Origin of the sequence: Inquilinus limosus (genome assembly GCF_002195995.1) — a bacterium.
In the GTDB taxonomy this organism is placed as follows: domain Bacteria; phylum Pseudomonadota; class Alphaproteobacteria; order DSM-16000; family Inquilinaceae; genus Inquilinus; species Inquilinus limosus_C.
Genome location: NZ_NHON01000001.1, coordinates 1 through 14,261, shown reverse-complemented (window position 1 = coordinate 14,261; position 14,261 = coordinate 1). Strand labels below are relative to the sequence as shown.

The window sequence follows — 14,261 nt, the reverse complement described above, 5'->3', positions numbered from 1 at the left end:
AAACACTGTCGTCCTGTTATCATACAAGTGAACGCAGCCATCAAGCCGTGATTACGCCTTATGATGGCCGCCAGGTGCCGGCACAGCCTGGCGCCGAACGCTGAACCCATGCCTGGAGATGACCTGATGAGCCGCTTTCAGATGATGCACACGATGATCCGTGTGTTCGACCTGGAGAAGTCGATCGCCTTCTACACCGGCCTGCTTGGCATGGAACTGCTGCGCCGCGAGGATTTCCCGGAAGGGCGCTTCACCCTGGCCTTTGTCGGCTATGGTCCGGAAGACAGCAGCACGGTGGTGGAGCTGACCCACAACTGGGACCAGGCGACGCCCTACGAGATCGGCACCGGCTTCGGCCACCTGGCGCTCGGCGTGCGCGACATCTACGGCGTCTGCGCAGCGCTGGAGGAGGCGGGCGCGAGGATCCCGCGCAAGCCCGGCCCGATGAAGCACGGCACCACCCATATCGCCTTCATCGAGGATCCCGATGGCTACAAGATCGAGCTGATCGATCTCGACACCCGAGGGTAGCCGGTCGTCCTTTCATCTCCCCGCCATGCGGAAAGGCCGCCGGCTCTCCGCCGGCGGCTTCCACTGGGCCCCGATCAGCCGATCCTAGCGGCCCCGCCCTCCGCCATGACCCCCGCCACGACCGTGATCGCCATGGTCATGGCCGGCGGCTGCCCGGGCGCTGTCGTGATTGTCGCCGTTCTCGCCGTGTTCGAAGGACGCCATGGCATCGCTCTCGGAATCGGAGGAGAGCGTCTGCGCCGTCTGCAGCGGGAACTGGTCGTGCTCGGATTGCAGCCCGGTGCGGGCGAAGGCCGGCCCGGCGGCGGCGAGGCCCAGGGCGAGCAGGGCCGCGACCCCCGCGGGGCGGGGATGCTTCAGCAGGGACATGATCGATCCTCTCGACGGGATCCGGACGGCCCTCCGGGCATGCCGGATCGCTGCGTGACGTGATGCGTGTCTGAGTGCTGCGGATCGGGCGGCGATGGGGCTGAGCCCTCTGCACCGGGAGCGGTGGCGCCGGGCGATTCCGCATCGCAACATCTAGTCACGATCGATCGGAAGTGGAATTGGTCTTACGGAAAGTTAATAAAGAATTCAGGATATAGAATATTAGGAGCAGTTCTTTTCTTTCTGACGCTGCGGCATCCTGTCCTTGTTGCCGCTTCGCTCATTGAATCTTTCGCTTCCGACAAAATCTCCAGGGGGCGGCGCCGGGCTCGTTCCGGTGCCGTGTCTCGTGGGGATCCCTGCCGATGGCGGAGCTGAACTGGGGCGTCTTCGACCTCAATTTGCTGGTCGTGTTCGACGCGGTGATGAACGAGCGCAGCGTGACCCGCGCGGGCGCCCGCATCGGCCTGAGCCAGCCGGCGATGAGCCATGCCCTGGCGCGGCTGCGCCATCTGCTGAAGGACGAGCTGTTCATCCGCAGCCCGCACGGCATGATGCCGACCGCCCGGGCCGAGGAGATCGCGGCCCCGGTCCGCCGCGCGCTGGGCGACCTGCAGCAGTCGCTGCACGCCCCCGCCTTCGACCCCGCGGCGGCGACGAACAGCTTCCGCATCGCGGTCGACACCTACAGCGCGATGGTGCTGGCGCCGGCAGTCGTGGCCCGCTGCGCCGCGCTGGCGCCCGGCATGGTGCTCGACATCCGCGCCAGCGGCATGCTGAACGTGCCGGAGCGGCTCGACCGCGGCGATCTCGACCTGGCGATCGGCGCCGCAGAGCCGGACGGCGAGCGCTTCGCCCGGCACCGCCTGCTGCGCGACGATTTCGTTGCCCTGCTGGGCCGTGGCCTGGCCGGCGCCGGCCGGGCGCTGGCCGCCGGCGATTTCGCGGCGCTGCCGCATGTCGAGGTCTCGTCCCTGTCGGAGGAGCTGGACTTCCTGGACCGCACCCTGGCCGGACTCGGCCTGAAGCGCCGGATCGCGCTGCGCGTCCCGCTGCTGTCGGCCGGGCCGGTGCTGGCCGGGGCGCCGATGGTGGCGGTGCTGCGCCGCCACCTGGCCGAGCGCCTGGCGCGGGACCATGGGCTGGAGGTCCGGCCGCTGCCCCTGGCCTCGCCGCGGGTCGAGATCGCCATGCACTGGCAACGCCGGGTCGACGGGCTGGCTGCCCATCACTGGCTGCGGCAACTCGTGGCGGGGGTGGCGCAGGCGCTATGACCCGCTTTGCCCATTCGCACGCTGCATGGCGCCGTGAAGAGGTTGCATTGGCGGCCCCGGTCCCGGCCCCCCACCTGACCCGGCATCGATCCGCGGACCTGTCCCGGCCTGTCACGGCCGGCGATCGGGGGCATGCATCGGATCGGCCAGGTGATCGGGAGGAGACGTCGCGCGCGGGCGCCMCGGCCGGAGGGCCGCCGGCSCCCGCGCCGGTCCCGCCCGCACCAGTCCCGATTGTCCTGTCGATTGTCCCGCTGGAGAGCCGCAGATGCCCGTGATCGCCCGCCGGACGATGCTTCGGATCGGTGCCCCCGTCGCCCTCGTCGCGATCTGCGCCGCCGTGCTGGTGGGGCGCGAGCTGCGCGGCAGCGCCGCCGCGGCCGCGCCCCAGGCCGCACCGCCGCCGGCCGTGCCGGTCGAGGCGGCGGCGGCCCGGCGCGGCGACGTGCCGGTCTACCTGACCGGCCTCGGCACCGTGCAGGCGCTGAACACGGTGACGGTGAAGAGCCGGGTCGACGGCCAGCTGCAGACCGTCGCCTACAAGGAAGGCCAGCACGTCACCGCCGGCCAGACCCTGGCGCAGATCGACCCGCGGCCGTTCCAGGCGGCGCTGGACCAGGCCAAGGCGACCAAGGCCAAGGACGAGGCGCAACTGGCCAACGCCCAGCTGGACCTGACGCGCTTCCAGAACCTGAAGCAGTACGCGACGGCGCAGAGCGTCGACACCCAGAAGGCGCTGATCGCGCAGATCCAGGCGCAGATCGAGGGCGACCAGGCGGCGATCGACAACGCCGCCACCCAGCTCAGCTACACCACCATCACCTCGCCGCTGAACGGCCGTACCGGCATCCGGCTGGTGGACCAGGGCAACATCGTCCACGCCACCGACGCCGGGGGGCTGGTGGTCATCACCCAGCTGCACCCGATCACGGTGATCTTCACCCTGCCGGAGGAGGACCTGCCGCAGATTTCGGCGCAGATGGCCAAGGGACCGATGACGGTCTTCGCCGACACCCGCGGCGACGACAAGCCGCTGGACCAGGGCACGCTGGAGCTGGTCGACAACCAGATCGACCAGGCCACCGGCACCATCCGGCTGAAGGCGACCTTCCCGAACAAGGCCGACCAGCTGTGGCCGGGCCAGTTCGTCGATGTCCGGCTGCTGCTGCGCACCGAGCAGAACGTGGTCACCGTGCCCTCCGCCGCGATCCAGCGCGGGCCCGACGGCCTCTATGTCTATGCGGTCAAGCCGGACGGCACGGCCGAGGTTCGCCCGGTCGGCGTCGGCCAGATCACCGACGGCGCGGCCGTGATCGAATCCGGCCTTGAGGCCGGCGACAGCATCGTCACCGCCGGCCAGTACCGGCTGCAGCCCGGCACCCGGGTGCAGGTCCGCGAGGCCGCCGCCACCCCCGCCGCCAAGCAGCCGAACGCCTGATCATGAGCATCTCGGCCCCCTTCATCCGCAAGCCGATCGCCACCTCGCTCATCATGGCCGGGGTGCTGCTGGTCGGTCTGGTCGCCTATCCGCTGCTGCCGGTGGCGCCGCTGCCGCAGGTCGATTTCCCGACCATCCAGGTCTCGGCCCAGCTGCCCGGTGCCGACCCCACCACCATGGCCTCATCGGTCACGGCGCCCTTGGAGCGGCAATTCGCCGAGATCCCCGGCGTGTCGCAGATGACCTCCAGCAGCACGCTCGGCAACAGCGCGATCACCCTGCAGTTCGACCTCGACCGCAACATCGACGCGGCGGCGGGCGACGTGCAGACCGCGATCAACGCCGCCGGCGGGCAGCTGCCGAAGAACCTCCCCTCGCCGCCGACCTACCGCAAGGTCAACCCGGCGGACTCGCCGATCCTGGTGTTCGCGGTGCATTCCGACACGCTGCCGTTGACCACGGTCGACGACTATGCCGAGAACGTGCTGAGCCAGAACATCAGCCAGGTGCCGGGCGTCGCCCAGGTCACCATCGGCGGCCAGCAGAAGCCGGCGGTGCGGGTGCAGGTCGACCCGCAGAAGCTGGCGGCGCTGGGCATCGGGCTGGAGGATGTGCGCGGCGTCATCGCCAACGCCACCGCCGACAGCCCCAAAGGCAGCATCGACGGCGCGACGCGCACCTTCACCATCTATGACAACGACCAGGAGCTGAAGGCCGAGCCCTGGAACAACGTCATCATCGCCTACAAGAACGGCGCGCCGGTACGCATCCGCGACATCGGCCAGGCGGTGGAAGGGCCGGAGAACGACAAGCTGGCGGCCTGGTCCGACGGCGGGCGCGCGGTGCTGCTGATCGTGTTCAAGCAGCCGGGCGCCAACGTCATCGACGTGGTCGACCACGTCAAGTCGCTGCTGCCGCAGCTGCAGGCGGCTATCCCGCCGGCGGTCAAGGTCGACATCCTCAGCGACCGCACCACCACCATCCGCGCCTCGGTCGCCGACGTGCAGTTCACGCTGCTGCTGACCATCTGCCTGGTGGTGATGGTGATCTTCGTATTCCTGCGCAACTTCTGGGCCACGGCGATCCCCAGCGTGACCGTGCCGCTGGCGCTGGTCGGCACCCTGGCGCTGATGTATGCCTTCGGCTACAGCCTCGACAACCTGTCGCTGATGGGCCTCAGCATCGCCGTCGGCTTCGTCGTCGACGACGCCATCGTCATGCTGGAGAACATCCACCGCCATATCGAGGCGGGGCTGTCGCCGGTGCAGGCGGCGCTGAAGGGCGCCGGCGAGATCGGCTTCACCATCTTCTCGATCAGCCTGTCGCTGGTCGCCGTCTTCATCCCGCTCTTGCTGATGGGCGGCATCGTCGGCCGGGTGTTCCGCGAATTCGCCGTCACCGTGACCATGACCATCCTGGTCTCGGCCATCGTGTCGCTGACCCTGACCCCGGTGATGTGCTCGAAATTCATGAAGCACGACACCGGCAGGCATGGCCGGCTGTACCGGCTGTCGGAGCGCGGCTTCGACCTGATGCTGGCCGGTTATCGCCGGTCGCTCGACGCGGCGCTGAAGCACCACCGCATCACGCTGATGGTGTTCCTGGCGACGATCGCCGCCACCGGCTACCTCTTCGTCGTCATCCCCAAGGGCTTCTTCCCGCAGCAGGACACCGGCCTGATCCTCGGCACGTCGGAGGCGGCGCAGGACATCTCCTTCGCCGAGATGAGCCGCAAGCAGGTCGAGCTCGGCAAGATCGTCGCTGCCGACCCGGATGTCGACACGGTCGGCATGGCGCTCGGCTCCAGCGGCGGCCAGACGCTGAACAACGGCCGCCTGTTCATCACCCTGAAGCCGCGCGACGAGCGCCAGGCTTCGGCCAGCCAGATCATCGACCGGCTGCGGCCGAAGCTGGCCCAGGTCGAGGGCGCGGCCTTGTTCCTGCAGCCGGCGCAGGACATCAATATCGGCGGCCGGGCGTCCCGCACCCTCTACCAGTACACGCTGCAGGACGCGAATATCGACGAGCTGAACCAGTGGGCGCCCAGGATCTATGAGAAGCTGAAGACGCTGCCGCAGCTGCGCGACGTCGCCACCGACGAGCAGACCGGCGGCACCACGCTGACACTCGACATCGACCGCGACGCCGCTGCCCGCTACGGCATCCAGCCGCAGCTGATCGACGACACGCTGTATGACGCTTTCGGCCAGCGCCAGGTGGCGCAGTACTTCACCCAGGTCAACAGCTACCATGTGGTGATGGAGGTGCTGCCCCAGCTGCAGGACAAGCCCTCGGCGATCGACCGGATCTACATCAAGTCGCCGCTGACCGGGGAGCAGGTGCCGCTCAGCGCCCTGGCGCACTGGACCACGCGACCGACGGCCTTCCTGTCGATCAACCACCAGGGCCAGTTCCCGGCGGTGACGCTCAGCTTCAACCTGGCGCCGGGCGTGGCGCTGGGCGACGCGGTGAACGTGATCCAGCAGGCGGAGCGGGAGCTGGGCGTGCCGCCGTCCCTGACCGGCGCCTTCCAGGGCAACGCCCAGGCCTTCCAGTCGTCGCTGGCCAGCGAGCCCTATCTGGTCGCGGCCGCCCTGATCGTGATCTACATCATCCTCGGCGTGCTGTACGAAAGCTACATCCACCCGCTGACGATCCTGTCGACCCTGCCTTCGGCCGGCGCCGGCGCGCTGGTGATGCTGATGCTGTTCGGCTTCGACTTCAGCGTCATCGCGCTGATCGGCGTCATCCTGCTGATCGGCATCGTCAAGAAGAACGGCATCATGATGGTCGACTTCGCCATCCAGGCGGAGCGCGACCGCGGCCTGAGCCCGTTCGAGGCGATCCGCGAGGCCTGCCTGCTGCGCTTCCGCCCGATCATGATGACGACGATGGCAGCCCTCCTGGGCGGCCTGCCGCTGATGCTCGGCTCCGGCACGGGGTCGGAGCTGCGGCAGCCGCTGGGCTACGCCATGGTCGGCGGCCTGCTCCTCAGCCAGGCCCTGACCCTGTACACGACGCCGGTGGTGTACCTGTATCTCGACAAGCTGCGGGTGTGGCTGGCCAGCCGCCGCCGGCGGGAGGGCCGCGCGATGACGCCGCATCTCGCCGCCGAAGGCGCGCCGGCCGGCGAGTGACGCCGATGACCGCCGTCCCGTCCCCGGATCCGGGATTCCGGCCGGGCTTTTCCCCATGGGTCTGGCCCGGGCATGGCCGGGTGCTGGCGCTGCTGACCGCGGCGCTGGCCCTCGCCATCTTCCTGTTCGACACCTTCAGTCCGATGAAGATCGCGGTGGCGGTGCTCTACGCCGTCGTCATCCTGATGTCGGCCGGCTTCCTCGACCGCCGCGGCGTGCTGCTGGCGGCGCTGGGCTGCGGCGGGCTGACGGTGGTCGGGTTCCTGGTCGGGCTGCGTCACACCGGCTTCGAGGCGCATCTTCTGCGCGGCGTGATCAGCCTGTGTTCCATCGCCATCGCCACGGCGCTGGCCCATCGCAGCCAGACGGCGATGGCGGTGCTGCGTGACACCGAGCGGCGGTGGAGCGGCATCATCATCGAGCGGGCCCTGGCCGAGCGGGCCCTGGCCGAGGCGCGGGCCGAGCTGGCGCATGTCTCCCGCGTGGTCACGCTGGGCGAGCTGACGGCGTCGATCGCGCATGAGGTGAAGCAGCCTTTGGCCGCGATCGTCACCGACGCCCAGGCCTGCCTGCGCTGGCTCGACCGGCCGGTGCCGGCGCTGGACGAGGCGCGGGCCTGCGCCGGCCGCATCGCCGGCCAGGCCAACCGTGCCGACCAGGTGGTGCAGCGGCTGCGCGACCTGACCCGCAAGGCCGAGCCGGAGCGGGCGACGGTGGCCCTAGACGCCGTGATCGGCGAGGCGGCGGAGCTGATGCGGCAGGAAATCGCCGATCATGGCGTGGCGCTGTATCTGCGGCTGGCTCCCGGCCTGCCGCCGGTGTCGGGCGACCGTATCCAGTTGCAGCAGGTGCTGATCAACCTGATGGTCAACGCCGTCCAGGCGATGGCGGCGACGCCCCGGCGCGCGCTGACGATCGAGACCCGGGCGGGCGAGGCGGGCGAGGTGCTGGTGCTGGTCGAGGACAGCGGCGTCGGGCTGGCGGCGGAGGAGCTGCCCCGCCTGTTCACCCCGTTCCGCACCACCAAGCCCGGCGGCATGGGCCTCGGCCTGTCGATCTGCCGGTCGATCGTCGAATCCCATGGCGGGCGGATCCGGGCCGTGCGCAACGCCGGGGCCGGGCTGACCCTGCAGGTCGCCCTGCCGGCGGCCCAGCAGGCGGCGGCCCTGCAGGCGGCAGATCGGGGGGAGGCATGACCGCAGCCATGGCCGAGGCGCCGCTGGTCCTGGTGCTGGATGACGAGGCGCCGGTCCGCACCGCTTTGGATAGCCTGCTGCGCTCGGTCGGCTTCCGCGTCGCCTGCTTCGGCGCGCCGCAGGACTTCCTGGACAGCGGCCTGGCGCAAGCGGCCGGCTGCCTGGTGCTCGACATCCGGTTGCAGGTCGCCAGCGGCCTGGATGTCCAGGCGCAGCTGGCCGAGGCCGGGATCCGCATCCCGGTCGTGTTCATGACCGGCCATGGCGACATCCCGATGAGCGTGCGGGCGATGAAGGCCGGCGCGGTCGACTTCCTGTCCAAGCCGTTCCGCGACCAGGACATGCTCGACGCCGTCGCGGCGGCGATCGAGCGCGACCGTGAGCGGCGGGCGGCCGAGCAGCGCGTGGCCGGGATCGCGGGGCGCTACGCGACCCTGACCCCGCGCGAGCGGCAGATCATGGCCCTGGTCGCGGACGGGCTGATGAACAAGGAGATCGCCGGCCGGCTCGGCCTCAGCGAAATCACCATCAAGATCCACCGCGGCCAGGTGATGCGGAAGCTGGAGGTCCGGTCGATCACCGACCTCGTCCGCCTCGCGGATGCGCTGGACGTCGGGCGCGCCGATCCGGCGTAGATTGGCAGGACAGGCGTCGACGTCCGGGCGCGCTTGCCGGTTCAGTCCTGGCCGGGGGATTTCGGCGGCGACCGGGCGGCCATCGGAGGACGCCGCGGATCGGGCGGGCTGGTACCGCCGGGATCGGACGGCGCGGGCCAGGGCGGCGGCGTCGCGACGGCCTCGTCGGCGTCGCGCCAGCGGTCCTCGGCCTCGGGTCGCCTCGCAGGACCCGTGTCCGTGCCGGGAGCCTCCGCTGTCCCGGCGACGGCCGCGGCGATCGCGGTGCGGTCGGGCGGGATGCCGAGGGCACGGCACAGGCTGCGGATCAGGGCCTCGATCGGCAGGGCCCTGTCGGCGGTGTCGAGACGGCCGGCATGGTCGCCGGCCAGCCGGTCCCAGAGATCGACTGTCAGCCGCTCCCGCGTTTCGGTATCGGCGGGCGTGGGGGTCGCGGCCGCGATGGCGCCGGTGACGCCCTGGGCGACGCGGCGGCGGCGGTCGGCCGCCTGCGCCACCTGGTCGTCCCGGTCCTGGTCGGCGGCGATCCGGGCGGCCTCCCGCTGCTGGCGCAGCTTGGCCTGCAGCGCGATGGCGCGGCGGATGCCGAGGAAGAGGCGGCTGAAACGGGCTTCGGCCTTGCCGGCCCGGTCGAGGTCATCGGCCTGCAGGGCGGCGATGGCCTCGGCCTGGAACGCCCGGGCCATAGCCGCGCTGAGCTGGATCAGACCGGACAGGATCGCCTCGTCGGTCTGATCCGGCGGGGCGGCGGGCGCAGTCTCGGTCCTGATGTCGGCATCGACCATTCTTGAATTGGAACATAACAGGAACAAATAGTCAAGACCTTGCGTCCTCGTCATTGCGAGGAGGCGAAGCCGACGAAGCAATCCAGAGGCCGGTTCGCACTGGCCCTGGATTGCTTCGCTGCGCTCGCAATGACGGTGTCGGGAGCGATGGCGAAGCCGCTCCAGGTGGCCCCTGGATTGCCGGGTCAAGCCCGGCAATGACAGAAAGGGGGAGAACGCTCCGGTCCCTGAAACTTGGATTCGCCGCCCTGGCCTCAGCCCGCGGCCAGGCCGGATCCTACCCCGCGCGGCGGATCACCACCGGGATCGATTTGTAGGTCGGCGTGCCGCTGCGCTCGTCGAAGCTATCGAGCGCGACCAGGTTGTTGGCCTCCGGGTAGTAGGCGGCGGCGGAGCCGCGGGCGATGTCATAGGCCACGGCGGTGACGCCGCGCAGCACCCGCGGCGGCTGGCCGGGGTCGTTGGCCACCGCCTCGACATCGACCACGTCGCCATGGCCGAGGCCCAGCGCCGCCAGGTCGTCGCCGTTCAGGAACACCACGTCGCGCCGGCCGGTGATGCCGCGATAGCGGTCGTTCAGCCCGTAGATGGTGGTGTTGTACTGGTCGTGGCTGCGGATGGTGGTCAGGCGCAGCGCGTCGGCCCGGGCCACGCGCGGATCCTCCTCGACCCCGTCGCAGACCAGGAAATGGGCCTTGCCCGACGGCGTCCGCCATTCGCGCTGCGACGCCGGCACGTTCAGCCGGAAGCCGCCCGGCTCGGCGACGCGGGCGTTGAAGTCGAAGAAGTCGGGGAACACCGCCTCGATCTTGTCGCGGATGCGGGCGTAGTCGGCGACCAGCCAGGCCCAGTCGACCCTGGTGTCCGGCAGCGTCGCCAGCGCCAGCCCGGCGATGATCGCCGGCTCCGACCGCAGCTGGTCCGAGGCCGGGGGCAGGGTGCCGCGCGAGGCGTGCACCATCGACATCGAATCCTCGACCGTGACCGACTGCACGCCGGTCTCCTGCAGGTCGCGCTCGGTCCGGCCGAGGCAGGGCAGGATGATCGAGTCCTGCGCCAGCAGCAGGTGCGACCGGTTCAGCTTGGTGGCGATGTGCACCGCCAGGTCCAGCTTGCGCATGCCGGCGAACACCGCCTCGGGGTCGGACATGGCGACGGCCAGGTTGCCGCCGAGGCAGATGATCGCCTTGGACCGGCCGTCGATGATCGCCTGCACCGATTCCACCGCGCTGTGGCCCTTCTCGCGCGGCGGCTCGAAGCCGAAGACGCGCTCGATGGCGTCGAGGAACGGCTTGGACGGGATCTCGGTGATGCCGACGGTGCGGTCGCCCTGGACGTTGGAATGGCCGCGCAGCGGACAGATGCCGGCGCCCGGCCGGCCGATATTGCCGCGCAGCAGCATCAGGTTGGCCAGCTGCTGCACATTCGAGGTGCCGTGCCGGTGCTGGGTCAGGCCCATGCCGTAGCAGACGATGACGTTCTGCGCCTTGGCATAGACCGACGCGGCGGATTCGATGGTGGCGCGCGGCAGGCCGGACTGGGCCTCGATCAGATCCCAGGACACCGTCTCCAGATCCGCGGCCAGCGCCTCGAAGCCGGCAGTGTGCGCGGCGATGAAGGCCCGGTCCAGCAGCCCCGGGCCGCCGGCGGCGAGGTCCGCGGCGTCGGCCGCCAGCAGCGCCTTCATCATGCCCTTCAGCACGGCGACGTCGCCGCCGACCTTGACCTGGTGGTAGGCCGAGGCGATCGGGGTCGAGCCGAGGGTCAGCATCTCCAGCGGGCTCTGCGGCGCGGCGAAGCGCTCCAGCCCGCGCTCGCGCAGCGGGTTGAACACCACGATCGGCACGCCGCGCTTCGCCGCCTCGCGCAACGTCGTCAGCATGCGCGGATGGTTGGTGCCGGGGTTGTGGCCGATGCAGAAGATGGCGTCGCAGAGGTCGAAATCCTCCAGCGTCACCGTGCCCTTGCCGACGCCGATCGATTGCGGCAGCCCGACGCTCGTGGCCTCGTGGCACATGTTCGAGCAGTCGGGGAAGTTGTTGGTGCCGTATTCCCGGACGAACAGCTGGTACAGGAAGGCGGCCTCGTTCGAGGCCCGGCCCGAGGTGTAGAACTCGACCATGTCGGGGTCGGCATAGCCGCGCAATCGCTCGCCGATGCGGCGGAACGCCTCGTCCCAGCCGATCTCCACATAGCGGTCGGTGGCGCGGTCATAGGCCATCGGATGGGTCAGCCGGCCCTCATCCTCCAGCGCGTGGTCGGACCAGGTCCACAGCTCCGACACCGGGTGCGCGGCGAAGAAGTCCGGCGTAACGCGACGGCTCGTGGTCTCCCACGACACCGCCTTGGCGCCGTTCTCGCAGAACTCGAAGGACGAGGTGTGCTTCGGGTCGGGCCAGGCGCAGCCGGGGCAGTCGAAGCCCGAGGGCTGGTTCATCCGCCTCAGGGCGCGGGTGTCCTCGGCGATCGCCATCTGGTCCTTGATCGCCCGCGCCACGGCGCCGAGGGCACCCCAGCCGCCGGCCGGGCCGCCATAGGGCTTCACGCCGGGAACGGTATCTTTCGGCATCGGGGAGCTCCTTGGAAGCGGACCGGTATCATATACGCGGCAGGGCGTTGGACGGCCGGGCAGCCGGGGCGGGAATCGCGGCCTCGGCCTGCCGATCGACGCCACGCTCCTGCAGCCAGTAGCCCAGCCCGACCATCAGCCCGCCGCCGGCGAGGTTGCCCAGCGTCACCCACGCCAGGTTGTGCGCGGCGCCTTCGAGGGTGATCGTCTCCGGGTGCTCGCCCAGCAGGGCCAGGGCGAAGACGAACATGTTGGCGACCGAATGCTCGAAGCCGCAGGCGACGAAGATCGCGATCGGCCAGAAGATCAGCGCGATCTTGGCGGCGTCGTTCTCGGTGCGGCCGCACATCCAGATCGCCAGGCAGACCAGCCAATTGCACAACAGGCCGCGGGCGAACAACTCATAGCCGGGCGCCGCGATCTTGGCGGCGACGACGGCGAAGAACTCGCTGCTGCCATCGGTCAGCAGCACGCCGCCGCCGGCCATGTGCAGCAGCGCCGCCAGCACCACCGCGCCGACCAGGTTGCCGACCCAGCAGGCGATCCAGACCCGCAGCATGTCGCCCACGCCGCTGTCGCCGCGCAGCACGGCGAAGGGCATGTACATGGCGGTGCCGGTGAACAGCTCCGACCCGGCGAAGACCACGATGGTCAGGGCCGAGGCGAAGACGGCGCCCATCGCCAGATGCGACCATGAGGGGTCGGCATGGGCGCCCACGGTGAACATGAAGATGTCGCCGAAGCCGATATAGGCCCCGGCCAGGGCCGAACCGATCAGGAAGGCCATCAGATGGGCCCTGACCATGCCGGCCTTGTGCGCCCCGGCCTCGGCATATCTGGCAATCGTGTCGCGATACATTGCCGATCATCTCCTCTGCGGCGCCGGGGGGATCCGGACGCCCGGACGGCAGCCTCTGCCCGTCCTCCGCCAGGCCCCTGTACCGGAGGCACAGGGGCCTGGCGGTCGGGCCCGCCGGTCAGCCGGCGACGACCGGCCACTTGTCCTTGCGCAGCGCGTCCATCACCGCCTTGTCGAGGTTCAGATGGCCCTGCACCAGCTCCGGCGGGGTCAGGGCCAGCCACTGGTTCAGCGAGACGTCGGCGTAGTAGCTGCTCTTGAACATCTCGAGGAAGCGCAGCGTGGTGGTGCCGGTGTTCTCGATATAGTGGCCCATGGCGAAGGGCACGTAGCCGACATCGCCGGCCTTGAAGTCAATGGTGCGGGCGGCACCGACCGCGCCGAACACACCCATCCGGGCCTGGCCCTCGATGTAGTACTGCCACTCATCGGTGTTCGGGTGCCAATGCAGCTCCCGCATCCCGCCGGGCTCGATCTCGACCAGCGCCGCCGCGATCGTGGTGGAGACCGGAAACACCGAGGAATCGGTGATGCGGACGGTGCCGCCCTTGGTCCTGATCGGATCCTGCTTCAGCATCCGGTGGCTGAAGACCTGCGGCACCTGCTTCGCACCGGCGATCTTGTCGCCGGCCAGCGGGCCCGGAACCGGCAGGTTGAAGATGTAGCGCTCGCGCGGGTCCGGCGTGTGGCCGAAATATTTCGGGTCGACACCGAAATTCTTGCCCAGCACGTCCGTCGGCACATGCTTGAACCAGTCACTCAGCAGGAAGGTGCCGTCCTCGTCGAATTCGCCGTCGTCGAAGACCAGCAGGAATTCGCAGCCGTCCTTGCCCAGGCCCTGGATCGAATGCGGGATGCCGGAGGGGAAGTACCAGAGGTCGCCGACGCCGACATCGTCGACGAAGTTGTTGCCCATGGCATCGACCGCGGTGATCCGGGCCTCGCCGTACAGCATGTAGGCCCACTCGGCCTGCTTGTGCCAGTGCAGTTCACGCGTGCCGCCGGCGTTCAGGCGCATGTTCACGCCCGCGATGTTCTTGGAGACGCTGAGCTCGCGGATCGTGACCTGGCGGGTCCAGCCGCCCTCCTCCTGGCGCACATGCGCGTCGGAGAAGGAATAGCGCAGGTTCTGGAATGTGCCGCTGTCGGTCCGCGGCGGGTTCAGGAAGCTCGGATTCTCCTGGTCGCGCAGCAGGTCGCGCGGGCCGGGATCGGTGCCGCCGCGGCCGGGGGTCTTCGGCTGCAGGGTATCCGTGGTCTGCGCGTTGGCGCCGGTGGCGGCGACGGCAAGGCCGCCCGCGGCCATGGTGCCGAGGGCTGTGCGGCGGGTGATCATGGTCATGATTGTTCCTCCAGTCCTTCGTGGCCCCGGCTTTTCAGAAGCCGGACCGCACGTCGCGGACGCTGAGCGGCGCGGCGGCGCATCGGATCCACGCGTCGATCGTCTTCCCGGGAGGCGGGGAGGGGG

Annotated in this window: 11 protein-coding genes; 6 read left to right on the top strand and 5 right to left on the bottom strand. The window is 69.8% G+C overall.

Annotated features, from left to right (window positions below; all coding sequences use genetic code 11):
- Positions 1 to 126: 126 nt before the first annotated feature.
- Positions 127 to 531 carry a lactoylglutathione lyase gene (gene gloA, locus BWR60_RS00055; protein ID WP_088148959.1) on the top strand — a complete coding sequence of 135 codons (405 nt, stop codon included), beginning with the start codon at positions 127 to 129 and terminating at the stop codon, positions 529 to 531.
- An 84-nt stretch (positions 532 to 615) separates the two neighbouring features.
- On the opposite strand, the gene BWR60_RS00050 is transcribed toward gloA, so the two are convergent.
- Positions 616 to 900, bottom strand: coding sequence for a hypothetical protein (locus BWR60_RS00050; protein ID WP_088148958.1), 285 nt, complete (start codon positions 898 to 900; stop codon positions 616 to 618).
- A 365-nt stretch (positions 901 to 1,265) separates the two neighbouring features.
- Between BWR60_RS00050 and BWR60_RS00045 the strand changes: the two genes are divergently transcribed.
- The 5 genes from BWR60_RS00045 (at position 1,266) to BWR60_RS00025 (ending at position 8,580) form a co-directional block, all read left to right on the top strand.
- Positions 1,266 to 2,174 (top strand): LysR family transcriptional regulator, encoded by a 909-nt coding sequence (locus BWR60_RS00045; RefSeq protein ID WP_088148957.1) that lies wholly within the window; start codon positions 1,266 to 1,268, stop codon positions 2,172 to 2,174.
- Positions 2,175 to 2,442: 268 nt separating this feature from the next.
- Positions 2,443 to 3,612: an efflux RND transporter periplasmic adaptor subunit gene (locus tag BWR60_RS00040; protein WP_088148956.1), complete on the top strand. Its 1,170-nt coding sequence runs from the start codon at positions 2,443 to 2,445 to the stop codon at positions 3,610 to 3,612.
- A 2-nt stretch (positions 3,613 to 3,614) separates the two neighbouring features.
- On the top strand, positions 3,615 to 6,749 hold the full coding sequence (locus BWR60_RS00035) for a multidrug efflux RND transporter permease subunit (protein ID WP_088148955.1): 3,135 nt from the start codon (positions 3,615 to 3,617) through the stop codon (positions 6,747 to 6,749).
- Positions 6,750 to 6,754: 5 nt separating this feature from the next.
- Positions 6,755 to 7,945 carry a sensor histidine kinase gene (locus BWR60_RS00030; protein WP_088148954.1) on the top strand — a complete coding sequence of 397 codons (1,191 nt, stop codon included), beginning with the start codon at positions 6,755 to 6,757 and terminating at the stop codon, positions 7,943 to 7,945.
- Positions 7,942 to 8,580, top strand: coding sequence for a response regulator transcription factor (locus tag BWR60_RS00025; RefSeq protein WP_230982900.1), 639 nt, complete (start codon positions 7,942 to 7,944; stop codon positions 8,578 to 8,580). The genes BWR60_RS00030 and BWR60_RS00025 overlap by 4 nt, the downstream gene beginning before the upstream one ends.
- 41 nt (positions 8,581 to 8,621) lie before the next feature.
- Here BWR60_RS00025 and BWR60_RS00020 read toward each other — a convergent pair whose 3' ends face one another.
- The 4 genes from BWR60_RS00020 to BWR60_RS00005 all read right to left on the bottom strand — a co-directional run bounded on the left by BWR60_RS00020 (position 8,622) and on the right by BWR60_RS00005 (position 14,135).
- A complete protein-coding gene (locus BWR60_RS00020; protein ID WP_088148952.1) occupies positions 8,622 to 9,365 on the bottom strand; it encodes a hypothetical protein in 744 nt (247 codons plus the stop codon).
- Positions 9,366 to 9,642: 277 nt separating this feature from the next.
- The gene (locus BWR60_RS00015; protein ID WP_088148951.1) at positions 9,643 to 11,934 is read right to left on the bottom strand and encodes an FdhF/YdeP family oxidoreductase; all 2,292 of its coding nucleotides are present in this window, start codon (positions 11,932 to 11,934) and stop codon (positions 9,643 to 9,645) included.
- Between the two features lie 28 nt (positions 11,935 to 11,962).
- A complete protein-coding gene (locus BWR60_RS00010; RefSeq protein WP_088148950.1) occupies positions 11,963 to 12,793 on the bottom strand; it encodes a formate/nitrite transporter family protein in 831 nt (276 codons plus the stop codon).
- Between the two features lie 118 nt (positions 12,794 to 12,911).
- Positions 12,912 to 14,135: an oxalate decarboxylase family bicupin gene (locus tag BWR60_RS00005; RefSeq protein ID WP_088148949.1), complete on the bottom strand. Its 1,224-nt coding sequence runs from the start codon at positions 14,133 to 14,135 to the stop codon at positions 12,912 to 12,914.
- Positions 14,136 to 14,261: the final 126 nt, after the last annotated feature.